Source organism: Streptomyces sp. ADI96-02, assembly GCF_003846185.1.
Taxonomy (GTDB): Bacteria; Actinomycetota; Actinomycetes; order Streptomycetales; family Streptomycetaceae; genus Streptomyces.
The window spans coordinates 1,328,762-1,344,541 of sequence record NZ_ML123034.1 but is presented as its reverse complement, the minus strand read 5'-3'; the positions used below and the strand labels follow the sequence as shown (position 1 = coordinate 1,344,541).

The following is a 15,780-nucleotide window of genomic DNA, read 5'->3' as shown; positions in this document are numbered from 1 at the left end:
GCGCCCCCGGTGTGCGCCTTCGCGCATTGACCGTGTCCGGCTGCCCCCGTATGCTACAAGTTGCGCTGCGAGCCTGCGCGCCTCAGACCTAGCAGGCCGCGCTCGCGTCTGTTGCATGTCCCCTCGGTTGTCGAGGCGCCTTTCCGGAAACGGGTAGCGCGCCTTCCAGGCTGTCCGGCTTCTGCAGAGGCGATACGGGCTTTCGGCGTAGCAGTACCTACGACTCTCTGTCCGTACCGGAGCCCTTTCCCACATGACGAGCAGCACCGAGACCACCGCCACCACTCCGCAGGTTGCGGTCAACGACATCGGCGACGCGGACGCGTTCCTCGCGGCGATCGACGAGACGATCAAGTACTTCAACGACGGCGACATCGTTGACGGTGTCATCGTCAAGGTTGACCGGGACGAGGTTCTCCTCGACATCGGTTACAAGACCGAAGGTGTCATCCCGAGCCGCGAGCTCTCGATCAAGCACGACGTCGACCCGAACGAGGTCGTCAAGGTCGGCGACGAGATCGAGGCCCTGGTTCTCCAGAAGGAGGACAAGGAAGGCCGCCTGATCCTCTCGAAGAAGCGCGCTCAGTACGAGCGTGCCTGGGGCACCATCGAGAAGATCAAGGAAGAGGACGGCATCGTCACCGGTACCGTCATCGAGGTCGTCAAGGGTGGTCTCATCCTCGACATCGGCCTCCGCGGCTTCCTCCCGGCGTCGCTCGTCGAGATGCGTCGCGTCCGCGACCTCCAGCCCTACGTGGGCAAGGAGCTCGAGGCGAAGATCATCGAGCTGGACAAGAACCGCAACAACGTGGTCCTGTCCCGCCGTGCCTGGCTCGAGCAGACCCAGTCCGAGGTTCGCCAGACGTTCCTCACCACCCTGCAGAAGGGTCAGGTCCGCTCCGGCGTCGTCTCCTCGATCGTCAACTTCGGTGCCTTCGTGGACCTGGGCGGCGTCGACGGTCTCGTGCACGTCTCCGAGCTCTCCTGGAAGCACATCGACCACCCCTCCGAGGTCGTCGAGGTCGGTCAGGAAGTCACCGTCGAGGTCCTCGACGTCGACATGGACCGCGAGCGCGTCTCCCTGTCGCTCAAGGCGACGCAGGAAGACCCGTGGCAGCAGTTCGCCCGGACGCACCAGATCGGTCAGGTCGTCCCGGGTAAGGTCACCAAGCTCGTTCCGTTCGGTGCGTTCGTCCGCGTCGACGAGGGCATCGAGGGTCTGGTCCACATCTCCGAGCTGGCCGAGCGCCACGTGGAGATCCCGGAGCAGGTCGTCCAGGTCAACGACGAGATCTTCGTCAAGGTCATCGACATCGACCTCGAGCGCCGCCGCATCAGCCTCTCGCTGAAGCAGGCCAACGAGTCCTTCGGCGGCGACCCGGCCTCGGTCGAGTTCGACCCGACGCTGTACGGCATGGCCGCGTCGTACGACGACCAGGGCAACTACATCTACCCCGAGGGCTTCGACCCCGAGACCAACGACTGGCTCGAGGGCTTCGAGGCGCAGCGCGAGGTCTGGGAGACCCAGTACGCCGAGGCGCAGCAGCGCTTCGAGCAGCACCAGGCCCAGGTCATCAAGTCCCGCGAGGCCGACGAGGCCGCTGCGGCCGAGGGCGCTGCCGCCCCGGCCGGCAGCGCTCCGGCTGCCTCCGGCGGCAGCGGTGGCGGCTCGTACTCCTCGGAGTCGGCGGACAACTCCGGCGCCCTGGCGTCGGACGAGGCCCTGGCGGCGCTGCGCGAGAAGCTCGCGGGCGGCCAGAGCTGACGCTCTGACCCCGGCGGCTCATCGGCTGCACCAGCTGTAGAGCGGTAGGTGAGGCCCGTTCCCTTCGGGGGGCGGGCCTCACTCGTGCGTCGCGCTCGGCGCGTTCTCGCGCGTGCGTTCCGGTGCGCCGCGCTTCGTGCTCCGTGCTCCGTGCTTCGTGCGTCGTGGCGGGGTGCGCGGTCGGCCCCCGTACAGCCTCGGGATCATGGGAAAGCCGCAGACCGGGGGGAATGCCGGTGCGGGAGGCGGTGTTCTTCCGTAGGAACACGAGGAGGAGCGGTAACCGTGCCTGATCCGCAGAGTTTGTACGAATGGGAGCCGAAGGGGCTGGCCGTCGTCGACATGGCGCTGGCCCAGGAGTCGGCCGGCCTGGTCATGCTCTACCACTTCGACGGATACATCGACGCGGGCGAGACCGGCGAGCAGATCGTCGACGGCCTGCTCGAAACCCTGCCGCACCAGGTCGTGGCCCGCTTCGACCACGACCGCCTCGTGGACTACCGCGCACGGCGCCCGCTGCTGACCTTCCGGCGCGACCGCTGGACGTCCTTCGAGGCCCCGACCCTGGAGGTCCGGGTCGTCCAGGACGCGACCGGTGCGCCCTTCCTGCTGCTGTCCGGCCCCGAGCCCGACGTGGAGTGGGAGCGGTTCGCCGTCGCCGTCGAGCAGATCGTCGAACGCCTGGGCGTCCGCCTCACGGTGAACTTCCACGGCATCCCCATGGGCGTGCCGCACACGCGCCCCGTCGGGATCACCCCGCACGGCAACCGCACCGACCTGATGCCGGGCCACCGCAGCCCGTTCGACGAGGCCCAGGTGCCCGGTTCGGCCGAATCCCTCGTCGAGTACCGGCTGATGGAGTCCGGCCACGACGTCCTCGGAGTCGCCGCGCACGTCCCGCACTACGTGGCCCGGTCCTCCTACCCGGACGCCGCGCTCACCGCGCTGGAGGCGATCACCGCCGCCACCGGACTGGTGCTGCCCGCTCTCGCGCACTCCCTGCGCACCGAGGCCCACCGCACGCAGACGGAGATCGACCGCCAGATCGGCCAGGGCGACGACGAGCTCGTGTCGCTCGTCGAGGGACTGGAGCACCAGTACGACGCGGTCGCCGGCTCCGAGACCCGCGGCAACCTCGTCGCGGAACCGGTCGACCTGCCCTCCGCCGACGAGATCGGCCGCGAGTTCGAACGCTTCCTCGCCGAGCGGGAGGGCGACGGCTGAGCGCGCGCCACCGGGCCGTAGGCTGCGGCCCATGCTGAAAGTGGGCCTGACCGGTGGGATCGGCGCCGGCAAGAGCGAAGTGGCACGGCTGCTCGTCGGGTACGGAGCCGTGCTGATCGACTCCGACCGGATCGCGCGCGAGGTCGTCGAGCCCGGCACACCCGGGCTCGCGGCCGTCACGCGGGAGTTCGGACCGGACGTCCTGGCCGCCGACGGGTCCCTTGACCGCCCGGCCCTCGGCGCGATCGTCTTCGCGGACCCGGAGCGCCTGGCCGCCCTGAACGCGATCGTCCACCCGCTGGTCGGCGCCCGCTCCGCCGAGTTGGAACGGGCCGCGGGCACGGAGTCGGTGGTCGTCCACGATGTGCCGCTGCTGACCGAGAACGGCCTCGCCCCGCTCTACGACGTGGTCGTGGTGGTGGACGCGTCGCCCGAGACACAGCTCGACCGGCTCGTACGGCTACGCGGTATGGCGGAGGCAGACGCCCGCGCACGGATGGCCGCCCAGGCGACCCGCGCGCAGCGCCTGGCCGTGGCCGACCTCGTCGTGGACAACGACGGGCCGCGCGAGGCGCTGGAGCCGCAGGTGCGCGCGGTCTGGGACGCGCTGGTCCACCGGGCCGGGGCGTCCTGACGCCGGCCGCCGGATCGCAACGACGCGATCCGGCCCCTCGCCCTGGCTCCCGCCCCCGGCTCTGGACGCACTCGCACCGTCCGGGCCTCAGCCGGAATACCGGCGGCCGGAGCGGACGTTGCACACGCGCCGACACGCGACCACAGGAAGGATGCGACCGTGCCCGAGAGGAACCCGGAAACCCATGTCATCGACTTCCGCGCGGCCGAGCAACTGCTCGACGCCCGGGATCCCCGAGGCGCGGTCAAGCTGCTCGACTCGGTGATCGCCGCCCATCCGGAGAACACCGCCGCCCGGCTGCTGCGCGCACGCGCCTTCTTCGCCTCGGCACAACTACGCCCGGCAGAGCTGGAGTTCGAGCTGGTGCTGGAACGTGAGCCGGACAACGCCTTCGCCCACTTCGCCCTGGCCCGGACCTTCGAGCGGGCGGGCCGCCCGGAGCAGGCGACCCGGCACTTCCGGCTGGCCGCGGCCCTGGACCCGAAACCGGAGTACGTCAGGGCGGCCAGGTTCGACGCGTCGGACTGACTGAGCCGGCCGCGGACCGGCGGACATACGGCCGTATCCCCAGCGGACACTGGGCCGCGTCTTCTGCGGCCCCGGAAGGTCAGCCCCGTCTCACCGCGGGCCGTGGACGACTCCGTGCCACGGCCTCCGCCCGGACGCCGAGCGGTCGTGGCCGGGCTCGTAGGGCGGTACGTCGCGGCCCGGCTGATAGCGCGACCCCTGGCGGAGCCGATGCACCACCACGCCGAGGTCCGTGATGATCAGGGCGAGCAGCACCGCGCAGACCGCCGCCCACCCCGGCCGCCCGGCGAGCAGGAAGGCCACCAGGCCGAACAGGGCCCAGAGGGTTCCCCACAGACTCAGCCAGAACCGCATCCGCAGGGGGCTGCGGGCGGTCACGGGTTCATTGCCGGTACGCATGTCGATCGCCTCACTCACCAGCATGGACCCGTGCGGCGTCGGATGGAACACCTCGCCCGGAACAGGGCCGGCCCGCACCGGTTCGTTCCTCGCACACGAGCCCGGTCGCTCACCGCACATGAACCCGGTCGCTCACCTGAGCCCCGTTGCCACCGCTTGCCACCGCGCGAGGCGGTGGCCGCTTCCTCGGTGCGCGTAGCTTCCTCAGTGCACGAAGCGGTAGCTGCGCCAGGGCAGGCTGCCGGGCGCCGTCACATCGCTGAACGTGGTCGCCACATAGGTCGTTCCGCCTCCGGTGCAGTCCCGGGTGCGGTACAGGATGATGTCGATCAGCGTGCCGTTCTCCACCTCTCGGGCCCCGGTGGGGGCCATCCGGTGGCAGCCCCGCACCGACGGGCTGTTCACCATGATCACCGCCTCGCGGTCGGTGGTGTACGTGACCGGCCCGACCGCCGTGCGGCCGAGCCCGGAACAGCCCGAGGCGGCGAGGACGAGGAGCGAGGCTCCGGCGGCGATCCCCAGACGGCGTCGGCGGCGGTGAACGGTCGCGGTCACGGACATGGGCGGGTCCTCGTCTGCTGGTCCGGCTCATCGGTGGCCCCGGCAACGCTGCCCGCTGTCGCCCCCGGCGGCATCCCGTGCGGGGCCGACCGGGGGAGACCGGTGGGTGCCAGAGGTTCGCCATACGCCCATTCAGGGCATAAATTGTAAAAGTAGTCGATATCTACTTTTCCCTCTCTGTCAGGGGGCCGTGATGGTCCAGGAGATAGTCATCGCAGTGGTGGTGGTGCTCTGTGCCGGAGCCCTCTACATGGCTTCGGCGGGACGCGTCGTCAGGCAGTACGAGCGCGGTGTGGTGCTCCGGCTGGGCCGGCTGCGCCGCGAGGTGCGCCGTCCGGGCTTCACCCTGGTGGTGCCGGGAGTGGACCGGCTCCGCAAGGTCAACATGCAGATCGTGACGATGCCCGTGCCCGCGCAGGACGGCATCACCCGGGACAACGTGACGGTCCGGGTGGACGCGGTCATCTACTTCAAGGTCGTCGACCCCACGAGCGCGGTCATCGCGGTCGAGGACTACCGTTTCGCCGTCTCGCAGATGGCGCAGACCTCGCTCCGGTCGATCATCGGCAAGAGCGACCTCGACGACCTGCTCTCCAACCGCGAGAAGCTGAACCAGGGCCTGGAGCTGATGATCGACAGCCCGGCGGTCGCCTGGGGCGTGCAGATCGACCGCGTCGAGATCAAGGACGTCTCGCTGCCGGAGACGATGAAACGGTCCATGGCACGGCAGGCGGAGGCGGACCGGGAGCGGCGCGCCAGGGTGATCAACGCCGACGCCGAACTCCAGGCGTCGAAGAAGCTGGCCCAGGCGGCGGGAGAGATGGCCGAACAGCCCGCGGCGCTCCAGTTGAGGCTGTTGCAGACCATCGTGGCCGTCGCGGCGGAGAAGAACTCCACGCTGGTGCTGCCCTTCCCGGTGGAGCTGCTGCGCTTCCTGGAACGGGCCCAGCCGCAGGGGACGGCTCGGCAGGACCGGGATCAGGGGGTGGAACAGGACCAGGACCAGGGGCTGGAAGGGGACCAGCGACAGGAGCGGACGGCGTCGGAGGACTCGCAGGACGCTGCCGCGTCGGTGCCGGCCGCCGCCGCGGTGCCCTCCGCCGCGTTCGACCGGCGGCCCTCCGCCGACCGCCGCCCTTCCGGACCGCCGGTTTCGGATCCTCCCGAGGTGCCCGCGAAGGACGTCGGGGCGGACTCCGAGCCGTACGCCCATCACTGAGCGCGGCCGGGCGCGCCACTGACCGGAGGATCGAGGATCGAGGATCGGCCGGTAGCGGGCTGAGCTGCGGCGACGCTCCGGCGGGACGGGTTGTCAGACCCCCCGCTTAGACTCGCGGAGTCAGCACAATCCGTGCTCGACGAGTGAGCGGACCGCGACGGACCGTGGCCGGATCGACGCGGGAACCGAGGCGTGAGGGGGTGGCGGCCGGGATGACGGAGCGGACAGCGCGGAGCCGGCTTCACGCCCACGACGCGAGCCACCTGAGAGACCCGGGAGGCGGACACGACACCCCGGGCGGCGCCGACGCCGACCGTCTGCTGCGCTGCGCCGCCGTCTTCCTGCCGGGGCCGGTGCCGAGGGAAGGCCGCATCGCGTTCTGGGACCCGGACACAGTGCCGGCCCCGCCCGGTGAGCGGGCCCCGGGTGGCGAGGCGGAACGGGGCGGTTCACCGTTCGTGTACGCCGACGGCTCCGGGCGGTCCGACCGCGTGCCGTACGCCCCCGCAGAGCTGACGGTCGTGCGGAGAGCCGGAGGCGCGGGCCGCGGCGGCGGTGTGCGGAGCGTGCCCGTCGACGCCGCCCTGGTCTCCGTGGCCGACGCGCTGCCCGTGCTCGTCCGCGCCCGGCACCGCGCGTCGGCCCACCCCGCCGCCCGCGCCTGGGGGGCCGCCGCACTGCACGCCCTCCAACTGGTCGCCCGGGGCAAGCTGCTGCCGGGGCTCACCGCCGACGGCCAGGACGCCTGGCGGGCGGGGCCCCGGGACGCCGAGGACGTCGCCCATCTGCGGGCCGTCGCCGCCGCGCTGCCGCCCGAGGGGTACGCGGTGCCGCTCCCGGAATCCGACCCGCCCCGGCTTCACGAGCCCGAAACGCTGATCGGGGCCTTCCTCGACGCGGTCGCCGACACCCTGCCGCGTACGCCCGCCGCCGCCTTCGCCATGGGCTCGCCCTTCGCCGCGCGGGAGCCCCAGCACCTGCCGCACGCCGCCGCCTGGGCGGTCGACGTCGCCTCCGGTCTCGACGCCGGCGTCCGGATCTCGTTGCGGCTCGACCTCTCGGCGTACGAGTTGTTCGACACCGCCGACACCTACGCCGTCGCCGCCGCACCCGAGGAGACGCCGGACGCCGACGCGCCGGAGCGGCGCCCGGACGACCCGGCGGTCCGCCACGCCGCGGCGGCCGTCGTCCAGGTGCACAGCCTCGCCGACCCGACCTACGTCGTCGACGCCGCCGCCCTGTGGAACGGGCTCGCGGGGGAGCCGTTCGGCCCGCGTTCCCGGGTCGACGCCGTGCTGGCGCTGCGCCGGGCCGCCCGCGTCTGGGCCCCGCTCGAACGGCTCCTGGAGCAGCCCGCCCCCGATGTGCTCGCCCTCACCGAGGACGAGCTGTACGAGCTGCTGAGCGATGCCGGGGCCCGCCTCGCGACGGCCGGGGTCGCCGTGCACTGGCCGCGTGAGCTGGCCCGTTCGCTCAGCGCGGCGGCCGTGGTCCGGCCCGCGCCCGGCTCGGCCACGGACGGCACCTCGTTCTTCGACGCCGAGCAGCTCTTCGCCTTCGACTGGCAGCTGTCCCTGGGCGACCAGCCGCTGACCGAGGCCGAGATGGACACCCTGGCCGAGGCGCACCGGCCGGTGGTGCGGCTGCGCGACCAATGGGTCGTCGTCGACCCCGCGCTCGTACGCAAGGCGCGCAAGCGCGAGCTCGGCCTGCTGGACCCGGTCGAGGCGCTGGCCGTCGCCCTCACCGGCAGCGCCGAGGTGGACGGCGAGCGGGTGGACGCCGTGCCGGCCGGAGCCCTGGCCGCCCTGCGTACGCGGATCCTCGCCGACGACGCGACGATCGCACCGCCGCCCGGGCTGGACGCGACGCTGCGCGACTACCAACTGCGCGGGCTGGCCTGGCTGGACCGGATGACCTCGCTCGGCCTCGGCGGCTGCCTCGCCGACGACATGGGCCTCGGCAAGACGATCACCGTGATCGCCCTCCACCTGCACCGCGCGCACCCGGAGCCCACCCTGGTGGTCTGCCCGGCCTCCCTCCTCGGCAACTGGCACCGGGAGATCAACCGGTTCGCCCCCGGCGTTGCGGTCCGCCGCTTCCACGGCGCCGACCGGTCCCTGAGCGACCCGGACGGCGGCTTCGTCCTCACCACCTACGGCACGATGCGCTCCAGCGCGGCCGAGCTGGCCGCACAGCCCTGGGGGCTGGTCGTCGCCGACGAGGCCCAGCATGTCAAGAACCCGCACTCCTCCACCGCGAAGGCCCTGCGCACCATTCCGGCCCCCGCCCGCGTCGCCCTGACCGGCACACCCGTGGAGAACAACCTCTCCGAGCTGTGGGCGCTGCTCGACTGGACGACGCCCGGACTGCTCGGCCCGCTCAAGGCGTTCCGCTCCCGGCACGCCCGGATCGTGGAGAACACCGGGACGGCGGCCGGCCTCGGCAACGACGAGGCGGTCGAGCGCCTGGCCCGGCTGGTGCGCCCCTTCCTCCTGCGACGCAAGAAGTCCGACCCCGGCATCGCCCCCGAACTGCCGCCCAAGACGGAGACCGACCACCCCGTCTCCCTCACCCGCGAGCAGGCCACGCTCTACGAGGCGGCCGTACGCGAGACGATGGCGCGGATCGAGGCGGCGGAGGGCATCGCCCGCCGCGGGCTCGTCATGAAGCTGCTGGCCTCGCTCAAGCAGATCTGCAACCACCCCGCCCAGTATCTGAAGGAGGAGCCCACCCGGCTGACCGGCCGCTCCGGCAAGCTCGCACTCCTCGACGAACTCCTCGACACGATCCTGTCCGAGGGGGCCTCCGTCCTGATCTTCACCCAGTACGTGACGATGGCCCGGCTCCTCTCCGCGCACCTCGCCTCCCGCGCCATCCCCTCCCAACTGCTGCACGGCGGCACGCCGGTGCCCGAGCGGGAGCGCATGGTGGACCGCTTCCAGTCCGCCGAGATCCCGGTCTTCCTGCTCTCCCTCAAGGCGGCCGGCACCGGCCTCAACCTCACCCGCGCCGCCCATGTCGTCCACTACGACCGCTGGTGGAATCCGGCCGTGGAGGAGCAGGCCACCGACCGCGCCTACCGGATCGGCCAGACGCAGCCCGTGCAGGTCCACCGGCTCATCGCCGAAGGCACGGTGGAGGACCGCATCGGTGAGCTGCTGGAGTCCAAGCGGGCCCTGGCCGACGCGGTGCTCGGCACCGGCGAGACCGCTCTGACCGAGCTGAGCGACCACGACCTCGCCGACCTGGTCTCGCTCCGGAGGCCCGCATGAGCCCCAGGCCCGCCCTCGCCACCGGCCGGCCCGAGCGGCCCCGCTCCACCGCCCCGCGGGCCCGCCCCGGCCCCGACGACCTGCGGCGCACCTTCGAGGCCGCCCCGGCCCGTACGTCCTCGCCCGACGCGCCCTTCGCCGACAGCTGGTGGGGCCGCGCCTGGGTGGACGCGCTGGAGGCGCTGCCGCTGGACGGCGCCCGGCTGGCCCGAGGCCGGGCGTACGCGGACGGCGGCCACGTCGCCGCCGTCACCGTCACCCCGGGCCGGGTCGTCGCCTACGTGCACGGCAGCCGCGCCCGCCCCTACCGGGCCGAACTGCGCCTGCGCACCTTCGGCGACACCGGCTGGGGCGCCTTGCTCGACGCGGTCGCCGCCCACCCCGGCCACCTGTCCGCCCTGCTGGCCAAGGAGATGCCGCACTCGCTGGCCGACACCGCGCGGGAGGCCGACGTCCGCCTGCTGCCCGGCGCGGACGACCTCGACCCGAGCTGTTCGTGCCCCGACCACGGACGGCCCTGCAAGCACGTGGCCGCCCTCTGCTACCAGACCGCCCGGCTGCTCGACAGCGACCCGTTCGTCCTGCTGCTGATGCGGGGCCGCGGCGAACGGGAGCTCCTCGACGACCTCGGCCGCCGCAACGCCGAACACGCCGCCCGTGAGCGCCCCGCCGCCCCGGCCGCCCCGTCGGTCACGGCCACGGGCGCCCTGGCCGAGCGCTTCCTGCCGCCGCTGCCCGCGCCACTGCCCGTCCCGCCGCACCCGGGGCAGCCGCCGTCCTACCCCGATCTGCCCGGCGCCCGCGATCCGCTCGGCCTCGACCACCTCGCCACCGACGCCGCCGCCCGCGCCCACGCGCTCCTGACGACGGGCCGCGATCCGATCGCGGGGCTCGACGCGTGGCAGGACGCGGTCCGGATCGCCGCCTCGCGCCCGACCGCCGGCCTGACCGCCACCACCCGCGCGCTCTACCGGGAGCTGGCCCACGCCACCGGTCGCAACACCATGGACCTGGCCCGTGCGGTCGCCGCCTGGCGGCAGGGCGAGGCCGAGGGGCTGGCTGTCCTGGAGGAACCCTGGGACCCGCCCGCCGGGCCCTTCGACCGGGCCAGGCCCGCCTTGGCCGCCGCGGGCCACCCGCGCTTCCAGCCCCGGCGCAACCACCTGACGCACCCGGACGGTTCGCTCCAGCTCCGCTTCGGCCACGACGGCCGCTGGTACGGCTACGAGTCCGACCCGGGCGCCGACGACTGGTGGCCGCGCTCCGCCCCGGCCGCCGACCCCGTCACCGCACTCGAAGCCCTGCTGGGCGGCTGAGGGTCCGGCCGGGAAGACCTCCGCCACCCCCGGCTCCGCTCCCGTGACCGCAGGAGAACGCCCGGCCCACCCCGCGGGCCGCGGGCCGCGCTCACTGCCGGTATCCGCTCAGGAAGCGGCCGATCCGGCTGATCGCCGCGTCGAGGTCGTCGGCGTACGGCAGCGTCAGGATGCGGAAGTGGTCCGGCCGCGGCCAGCTGAAGCCGGTGCCCTGCACCACCTGGATCTTCTCGCGCAGCAGCAGGTCCAGCACGAACTTCTCGTCGTCGACGATCGGGTGCACCTTCGGGTCGATGCGCGGGAAGGCGTACAGCGCGCCCTTCGGCTTTACGCAGGAGACGCCGGGGATCTCGTTCAGCCGCTCCCAGGCCCGGTCGCGCTGCTCGTGCAGCCGGCCGCCCGGCGCGACGAGCTCGCGGATCGACTGCCGCCCGCCGAGCGCGGCCTGGATGGCGTACTGGGCCGGCGCGTTGGGGCACAGTCGCATGGAGGCCAGCATCGTCAGGCCCTCCAGGTAGTCGCGCGCGTGCTGCCGCGGACCGGACACCACCATCCAGCCGGAGCGGAATCCGGCCACCCGGTACGTCTTCGACAGTCCGCTGAAGGTGAGGCAGACCAGGTCCGGGGCGAGGAGGGCCGCGCTGTGGTGCTCGGCGCCGTCGTACAGGATCTGGTCGTAGATCTCGTCGGCGAACACCATCAGCCCGTGCCGCCGCGCCAGGTCGAGGATGCCTTCGAGGATCTCGCGCGGATAGACCGCTCCGGTGGGGTTGTTCGGGTTGATGATCACGACGGCCCGGGTGCGGTCGGTGATCTTCGACGCCATGTCGGCCAGATCGGGGTTCCAGTCCGACGACTCGTCACAGGTGTAGTGGACGGCCCTGCCGCCCGCGAGCGTCGTCACCGCCGTCCAGAGCGGGAAGTCCGGCGCCGGGATCAGCACCTCGTCCCCGTCCTCCAGCAGGCCCTGCACGGCCATGGAGATCAGCTCCGACACCCCGTTGCCGAGGAACACGTCGTCCACGCCGACCTCGGTGAGCCCCATCGCCTGGTAGCGCTGCGCCACCGCGCGCCGGGCGGAGAGGATGCCGCGCGAGTCCGTGTAGCCGTGCGCCCGGGGCAGCATCCGGATCATGTCCTGGACGATCTCCTCCGGGGCCTCGAAACCGAAGAGCGCCGGATTGCCGGTGTTCAGGCGCAGCACGCTGTGGCCGGCCTCCTCCAAGGCGTCGGCCTGCTCGATGACCGGGCCCCGGATCTCGTAGCAGACCTCGTTGAGCTTGCTGGACTGCCGGAACTCCATGCGGTGCCTCCCCGAGCCGAATGTGATACTTGGTTTTACCAAGTTCACGCTTGGAAAGTCCAACAACTTGTCTAGACTGCGTCGCATGCCACGTCAGCAGCCCCCCGCACCACGGTCCGCGACCCGTCCCGTCCGACGCCGGAGCTACGACCAGTTCTGCGCCGCCGCCCGCGCCCTCGACTCCGTGGGCGACCGGTGGACGCTGCTGATCGTCCGCGAACTGCTGGCCGGACCCCGCCGCTACACCGACCTGCACGCCGATCTGCCGGGCGTCAGCACCGACGTCCTGGCCTCCCGGCTCAAGGACATGGAGCAGGGCGGCCTCGCGGTGCGCCGCAAGCTGCCGCCCCCGGCCGCGGCGTCGGTGTACGAGCTGACCGGCCGCGGCCGGGACCTGCTGCCCGTCCTCGCCGCTCTCGCCGACTGGGGAGCGCCCGCCCTGGCCGAACGCCGGCCGACCGACGCCGTGCGGGCCCACTGGTTCGCGCTGCCGCTGCTGCGCGCCCTGGCCGGGGTCGGCCGGCGGGGCGTGCTCGAAGTCCGCCTGGACGAAGGCGTGTTCCACCTCCGTACCGGCCGGCCGTCAGCCGAGGCCCGGTCGGACGCGGCGCTCGACGGCACCGTGTCCGACGCCGTGTCCGACGCCGTGTACGGCGACGGCCCGGCCGATCGCCCGGACGCCCGGATCACCCTGGACGCCGAGCTGTGCCTCCGGCTCGGCCGGGGCGTCGTCACGTTCGCGGAGGCGGTCGGGGAGGGCCTGATCCAGGTGTCCGGCGAGAGCCCGCTCGCCACCGAACTGCGGGGCGGCTGAATCGCGCCCCGGCGCGGCACAGTGGCCCGGCCCGCCTCTCCATCGCCCTTCGCCGGAAGGTGCGGCGATGATGGAGACGTGCGACTCGAAGCGATCACCTGGGAACGGCTGGCCGGCGAGCTGGCCCGGTACGGCGACGGGCTGTCGTCCGCCGACGGAGGCCCTTGGCTCGCGCTCGGCGTCGACGGCGCGCCTGCCGCCCCCACCGGCGACCTCGCCGCCCGGGTCGCCCAGGAGCTGCGGCTGCTCGGCCGGGCGGTGCTGGTCGTGTCCACCGAGGGATTCCTGCGCCCGGCGAGTCTGCGCTTCGAGTACGGCAAGCAGGACCCCGACGCGTACGCCGACAGCTGGTTCGACACGGGGGCGCTGTGGCGTGAGGTGTTCGGGCCGCTGGAGGCGGGCGGCTCGGGGCGCGTCCTGCCCGACCTGTGGGACCCGGTGGCCGATCGCGCGACCCGCAGCCCATACCACCCGCTGCCGGAGGGAGGCGTGGTCGTCGTCCACGGTCCGCTGCTGCTGGGGCACTGGTTCCCGTTCGCGCTCAGCGTCCACGTACGCCTCTCGCCGGGGGCGCTGCGGCGGCGCACCGAGGAGGCGGAGCGATGGACGCTGCCCGCCTTCGACCGTTACGAGGCCGAGGTGGGGCCCGCCGACCGGGCGGACGTGGTCGTACGGGCCGACGACCCCCGGCATCCGGCCTGGTCGGGTCTGCCCGGGGCGGCAGGCGGGGCCGGCTGACCCGTCGGCCCTCCCGTCAGCGGGCCGGCCTGCCGCCGACCGTCGTCACCGCCTCGGCTCCCGCCCGGCACCCCGCCCCCGCGGCCGTCGCGTCGTCGGCCCCGGCGAGCAGGGCCGCCAGGAAACCGCCGGTGAACGCGTCGCCCGCCCCCGTCGAGTCGACCGGTTCGCGGACCGGCGGGCCCGCCACCCGTCCGGTCACCGCGCCCCCGGCCGCCAGTACCGCGCCCCGGGCCCCCAGGGTGACCGCGACCTTCGGGAAGCGCCGGCTCAACTCGGCGGCGGCGGCGTCCGGTTCGGCCAGGCCGGTGAGCAGCCGCGCCTCGTCCGCGTTCGGCAGCAGCAGCTCCGCGCCCTCGGCCAGTTCCAGGAACCGGCCGGGACCCAGCTCGGCGAGGAACCCCGCCGAGGCCGGATCCACGCTGACCGGAATGTTCCGCTCCCGGGCGGTCCGGACGGCGAGCAGCGCGGCGTCCCGGCTCGCTCCGGCGAAGAGGAGGTAGCCGGAGACGTGCAGCCGCCCCACCCCGTCGAGCATCGCGGGCGAGAAGTCCTCGACGGCCAGGCGCAGGACCGCCCGGCTGTCGGTGAGGAACGTGCGCTCCGCCGTGGCGTCCACCAGGGCGATGACGGTCGCGCTCGCCACCTCCTCGTCCACCGCCAGCAGCGCCCGCACCCCGGACCGCGCCAGCGCGTCCCGGTGCCAGGCGGCCGACTCCGCCCCGGTCCGGGCCAGCAGCCTGACGTCCGGGCAGCCCGAACGCGCCGCCCAGCAGGCGGCGTTGGCCCCGGCTCCACCCGGCAGGGTGCGGATCCGGGCGGTCGTGTCCGTACCGTTCACGAGCGCGGAGGCGTGCCGCGCCACCACGTCCGTGACCACTTCGCCCACCACGAGGAGCCCGCCGCCCACCGCACCCGAGGCGCCGCCGTTCACAGCACCGCCGCCACGGCGATCCGCGCCGCGAGCCGTACGTTGCCGCGTACGGCCGCCAGGTTCGCCTCCAGCGACGCGCCCCCGGTCCGCCGCGTCAACTGGTCGAGCAGGAACGGAGTGACGCCCTGCCCCGCGATGCCCCGCTCCCGGCACGCGTCCAGCGCCTCGGCGAGCACCCGGTCGTGCAGCGCGGGATCCAACTGGTCCTCGACCGGCACGGGGTTGGCGACGATCAGCGCGGCCTGCGGCCCGCCCAGCGCGTCCTTCGCCCGCATCACCTCCGCCACCTCCGCAGGACTGTCCACCGTCCAGTCGACGGGTACACCGGAACTGCTGAGGTAGAAGCCGGGGAAGTGCCCGGTCCCGTACCCGACGATGCCGACGCCCAGGGTCTCCAGGCGCTGGAGCGTCGCCGGAACGTCCAGGATCGACTTCACCCCGGCGCACACGACGGTGATCCCGGTGCGGGCCAGCAGCCGCAGATCCGCCGACTCGTCCTGGTTCTCCGTCCATCCCCGGTGTACGCCTCCGAGCCCTCCGGTCGCGAAGACGCGCAGGCCCGCCCGCGCCGCCAGGAACGCCGTCGCGGACACCGTCGTCGCTCCGCTCGCCCCGCTCGCGAGGGCGGGGGCGAGATCGCGGTGGCCCAGTTTGCGGACCGTCGGATCCTCGGCGATCCGCGCCAACTCGTCCTTCTCCAGGCCCACATGGGCCCGACCGTCCAGGACGGCGATGGTGGCCGGTACGGCGCCGGCGGACCGGACGATCTCTTCCAGCTCCGTCGCCACCCGGAGGTTGCGGGGGCGCGGAAGCCCGTGCGCGATGATCGTCGACTCCAGGGCGACGACCGGCAGCCCGGCGGCCGGGGCGGCCCGCACCTCGGCCGAGAGGACCGGCTCGTAGCGGCCCTCGTCGTCGCCCGGCCGGTGGGAGGAGGACGCCCCGGGCGAGGAGGACGCCCCGTGGGAGGAGGACCGCCCGGCAGGCCGCCCCGGCGGGAGGTGTTCGGCTGGGTTCTGTGGCATGCCCCATCCCTGTCGCGGCCGGAACGGGCGCAAACCACGGGGTGA

At 73.3% G+C, this 15,780-nt stretch carries 14 protein-coding genes; 9 read left to right on the top strand and 5 right to left on the bottom strand.

The features are described 5' to 3' along the window. Positions 1–253: 253 nt before the first annotated feature. The 4 genes from rpsA (at position 254) to EES43_RS05875 (ending at position 4,151) form a co-directional block, all read left to right on the top strand. Positions 254–1,765: a 30S ribosomal protein S1 gene (rpsA, locus tag EES43_RS05890; RefSeq protein WP_124267717.1), complete on the top strand. Its 1,512-nt coding sequence runs from the start codon at positions 254–256 to the stop codon at positions 1,763–1,765. 285 nt (positions 1,766–2,050) lie between these two features. Further along, the gene (locus EES43_RS05885; protein ID WP_124267716.1) at positions 2,051–2,989 is read left to right on the top strand and encodes a PAC2 family protein; all 939 of its coding nucleotides are present in this window, start codon (positions 2,051–2,053) and stop codon (positions 2,987–2,989) included. Between the two features lie 31 nt (positions 2,990–3,020). Next, on the top strand, positions 3,021–3,623 hold the full coding sequence (coaE, locus tag EES43_RS05880) for a dephospho-CoA kinase (protein ID WP_124267715.1): 603 nt from the start codon (positions 3,021–3,023) through the stop codon (positions 3,621–3,623). A gap of 159 nt (positions 3,624–3,782) precedes the next feature. Continuing rightward, positions 3,783–4,151 carry a tetratricopeptide repeat protein gene (locus EES43_RS05875; RefSeq protein ID WP_124267714.1) on the top strand — a complete coding sequence of 123 codons (369 nt, stop codon included), beginning with the start codon at positions 3,783–3,785 and terminating at the stop codon, positions 4,149–4,151. Positions 4,152–4,241: 90 nt separating this feature from the next. Here the strand turns inward: EES43_RS05875 and EES43_RS05870 are convergent, their stop codons facing one another. Continuing rightward, positions 4,242–4,574, bottom strand: a complete 333-nt coding sequence (locus EES43_RS05870) for a DUF6343 family protein (RefSeq protein WP_206430166.1) — start codon at positions 4,572–4,574, stop codon at positions 4,242–4,244. Between the two features lie 180 nt (positions 4,575–4,754). Next, positions 4,755–5,111 (bottom strand): hypothetical protein, encoded by a 357-nt coding sequence (locus tag EES43_RS05865; protein WP_124267712.1) that lies wholly within the window; start codon positions 5,109–5,111, stop codon positions 4,755–4,757. Positions 5,112–5,304: 193 nt separating this feature from the next. Here EES43_RS05865 and EES43_RS05860 point away from each other — a divergent pair, with 193 nt between their 5' ends. The 3 genes from EES43_RS05860 (at position 5,305) to EES43_RS05850 (ending at position 10,921) form a co-directional block, all read left to right on the top strand. Further along, a complete protein-coding gene (locus tag EES43_RS05860) occupies positions 5,305–6,330 on the top strand; it encodes a slipin family protein (RefSeq protein WP_124267711.1) in 1,026 nt (341 codons plus the stop codon). Between the two features lie 212 nt (positions 6,331–6,542). Further along, entirely contained in the window at positions 6,543–9,605 is a 3,063-nt protein-coding gene (locus EES43_RS05855; RefSeq protein WP_241192330.1) for a DEAD/DEAH box helicase, read from the top strand. Then, the gene (locus EES43_RS05850) at positions 9,602–10,921 is read left to right on the top strand and encodes an SWIM zinc finger family protein (RefSeq protein WP_124267710.1); all 1,320 of its coding nucleotides are present in this window, start codon (positions 9,602–9,604) and stop codon (positions 10,919–10,921) included. The genes EES43_RS05855 and EES43_RS05850 overlap by 4 nt, the downstream gene beginning before the upstream one ends. Positions 10,922–11,012: 91 nt before the next feature. Here the strand turns inward: EES43_RS05850 and EES43_RS05845 are convergent, their stop codons facing one another. Beyond that, entirely contained in the window at positions 11,013–12,224 is a 1,212-nt protein-coding gene (locus EES43_RS05845; protein WP_124267709.1) for a pyridoxal phosphate-dependent aminotransferase, read from the bottom strand. An 85-nt stretch (positions 12,225–12,309) separates the two neighbouring features. Between EES43_RS05845 and EES43_RS05840 the strand changes: the two genes are divergently transcribed. Continuing rightward, positions 12,310–13,038, top strand: a complete 729-nt coding sequence (locus EES43_RS05840; protein WP_124267708.1) for a winged helix-turn-helix transcriptional regulator — start codon at positions 12,310–12,312, stop codon at positions 13,036–13,038. Between the two features lie 78 nt (positions 13,039–13,116). Further along, entirely contained in the window at positions 13,117–13,776 is a 660-nt protein-coding gene (locus EES43_RS05835; protein ID WP_124267707.1) for a nucleoside/nucleotide kinase family protein, read from the top strand. Positions 13,777–13,792: 16 nt separating this feature from the next. On the opposite strand, the gene EES43_RS05830 is transcribed toward EES43_RS05835, so the two are convergent. Both EES43_RS05830 and EES43_RS05825 read right to left on the bottom strand, forming a co-directional pair. Next, positions 13,793–14,686: a carbohydrate kinase family protein gene (locus EES43_RS05830; protein ID WP_124271804.1), complete on the bottom strand. Its 894-nt coding sequence runs from the start codon at positions 14,684–14,686 to the stop codon at positions 13,793–13,795. A gap of 20 nt (positions 14,687–14,706) precedes the next feature. Next, positions 14,707–15,735: a pseudouridine-5'-phosphate glycosidase gene (locus EES43_RS05825; RefSeq protein WP_124267706.1), complete on the bottom strand. Its 1,029-nt coding sequence runs from the start codon at positions 15,733–15,735 to the stop codon at positions 14,707–14,709. Positions 15,736–15,780 lie beyond the last annotated feature (45 nt).

Excerpts from the sequence above, each read along its gene's own strand:
- EES43_RS05845 (WP_124267709.1), bottom strand. The coding sequence starts at position 12,224 with ATGGAGTTCCGGCAGTCCAGCAAGCTCAACGAGGTCTGCTACGAGATC.
- EES43_RS05865 (WP_124267712.1), bottom strand. The coding sequence starts at position 5,111 with ATGTCCGTGACCGCGACCGTTCACCGCCGCCGACGCCGTCTGGGGATC.
- EES43_RS05850 (WP_124267710.1), top strand. The coding sequence starts at position 9,602 with ATGAGCCCCAGGCCCGCCCTCGCCACCGGCCGGCCCGAGCGGCCCCGC.
- EES43_RS05855 (WP_241192330.1), top strand. The coding sequence starts at position 6,543 with ATGACGGAGCGGACAGCGCGGAGCCGGCTTCACGCCCACGACGCGAGC.
- EES43_RS05870 (WP_206430166.1), bottom strand. The coding sequence starts at position 4,574 with ATGCTGGTGAGTGAGGCGATCGACATGCGTACCGGCAATGAACCCGTG.
- rpsA (WP_124267717.1), top strand. The coding sequence starts at position 254 with ATGACGAGCAGCACCGAGACCACCGCCACCACTCCGCAGGTTGCGGTC.
- EES43_RS05860 (WP_124267711.1), top strand. The coding sequence starts at position 5,305 with ATGGTCCAGGAGATAGTCATCGCAGTGGTGGTGGTGCTCTGTGCCGGA.
- EES43_RS05840 (WP_124267708.1), top strand. The coding sequence starts at position 12,310 with ATGCCACGTCAGCAGCCCCCCGCACCACGGTCCGCGACCCGTCCCGTC.
- coaE (WP_124267715.1), top strand. The coding sequence starts at position 3,021 with ATGCTGAAAGTGGGCCTGACCGGTGGGATCGGCGCCGGCAAGAGCGAA.
- EES43_RS05825 (WP_124267706.1), bottom strand. The coding sequence starts at position 15,735 with ATGCCACAGAACCCAGCCGAACACCTCCCGCCGGGGCGGCCTGCCGGG.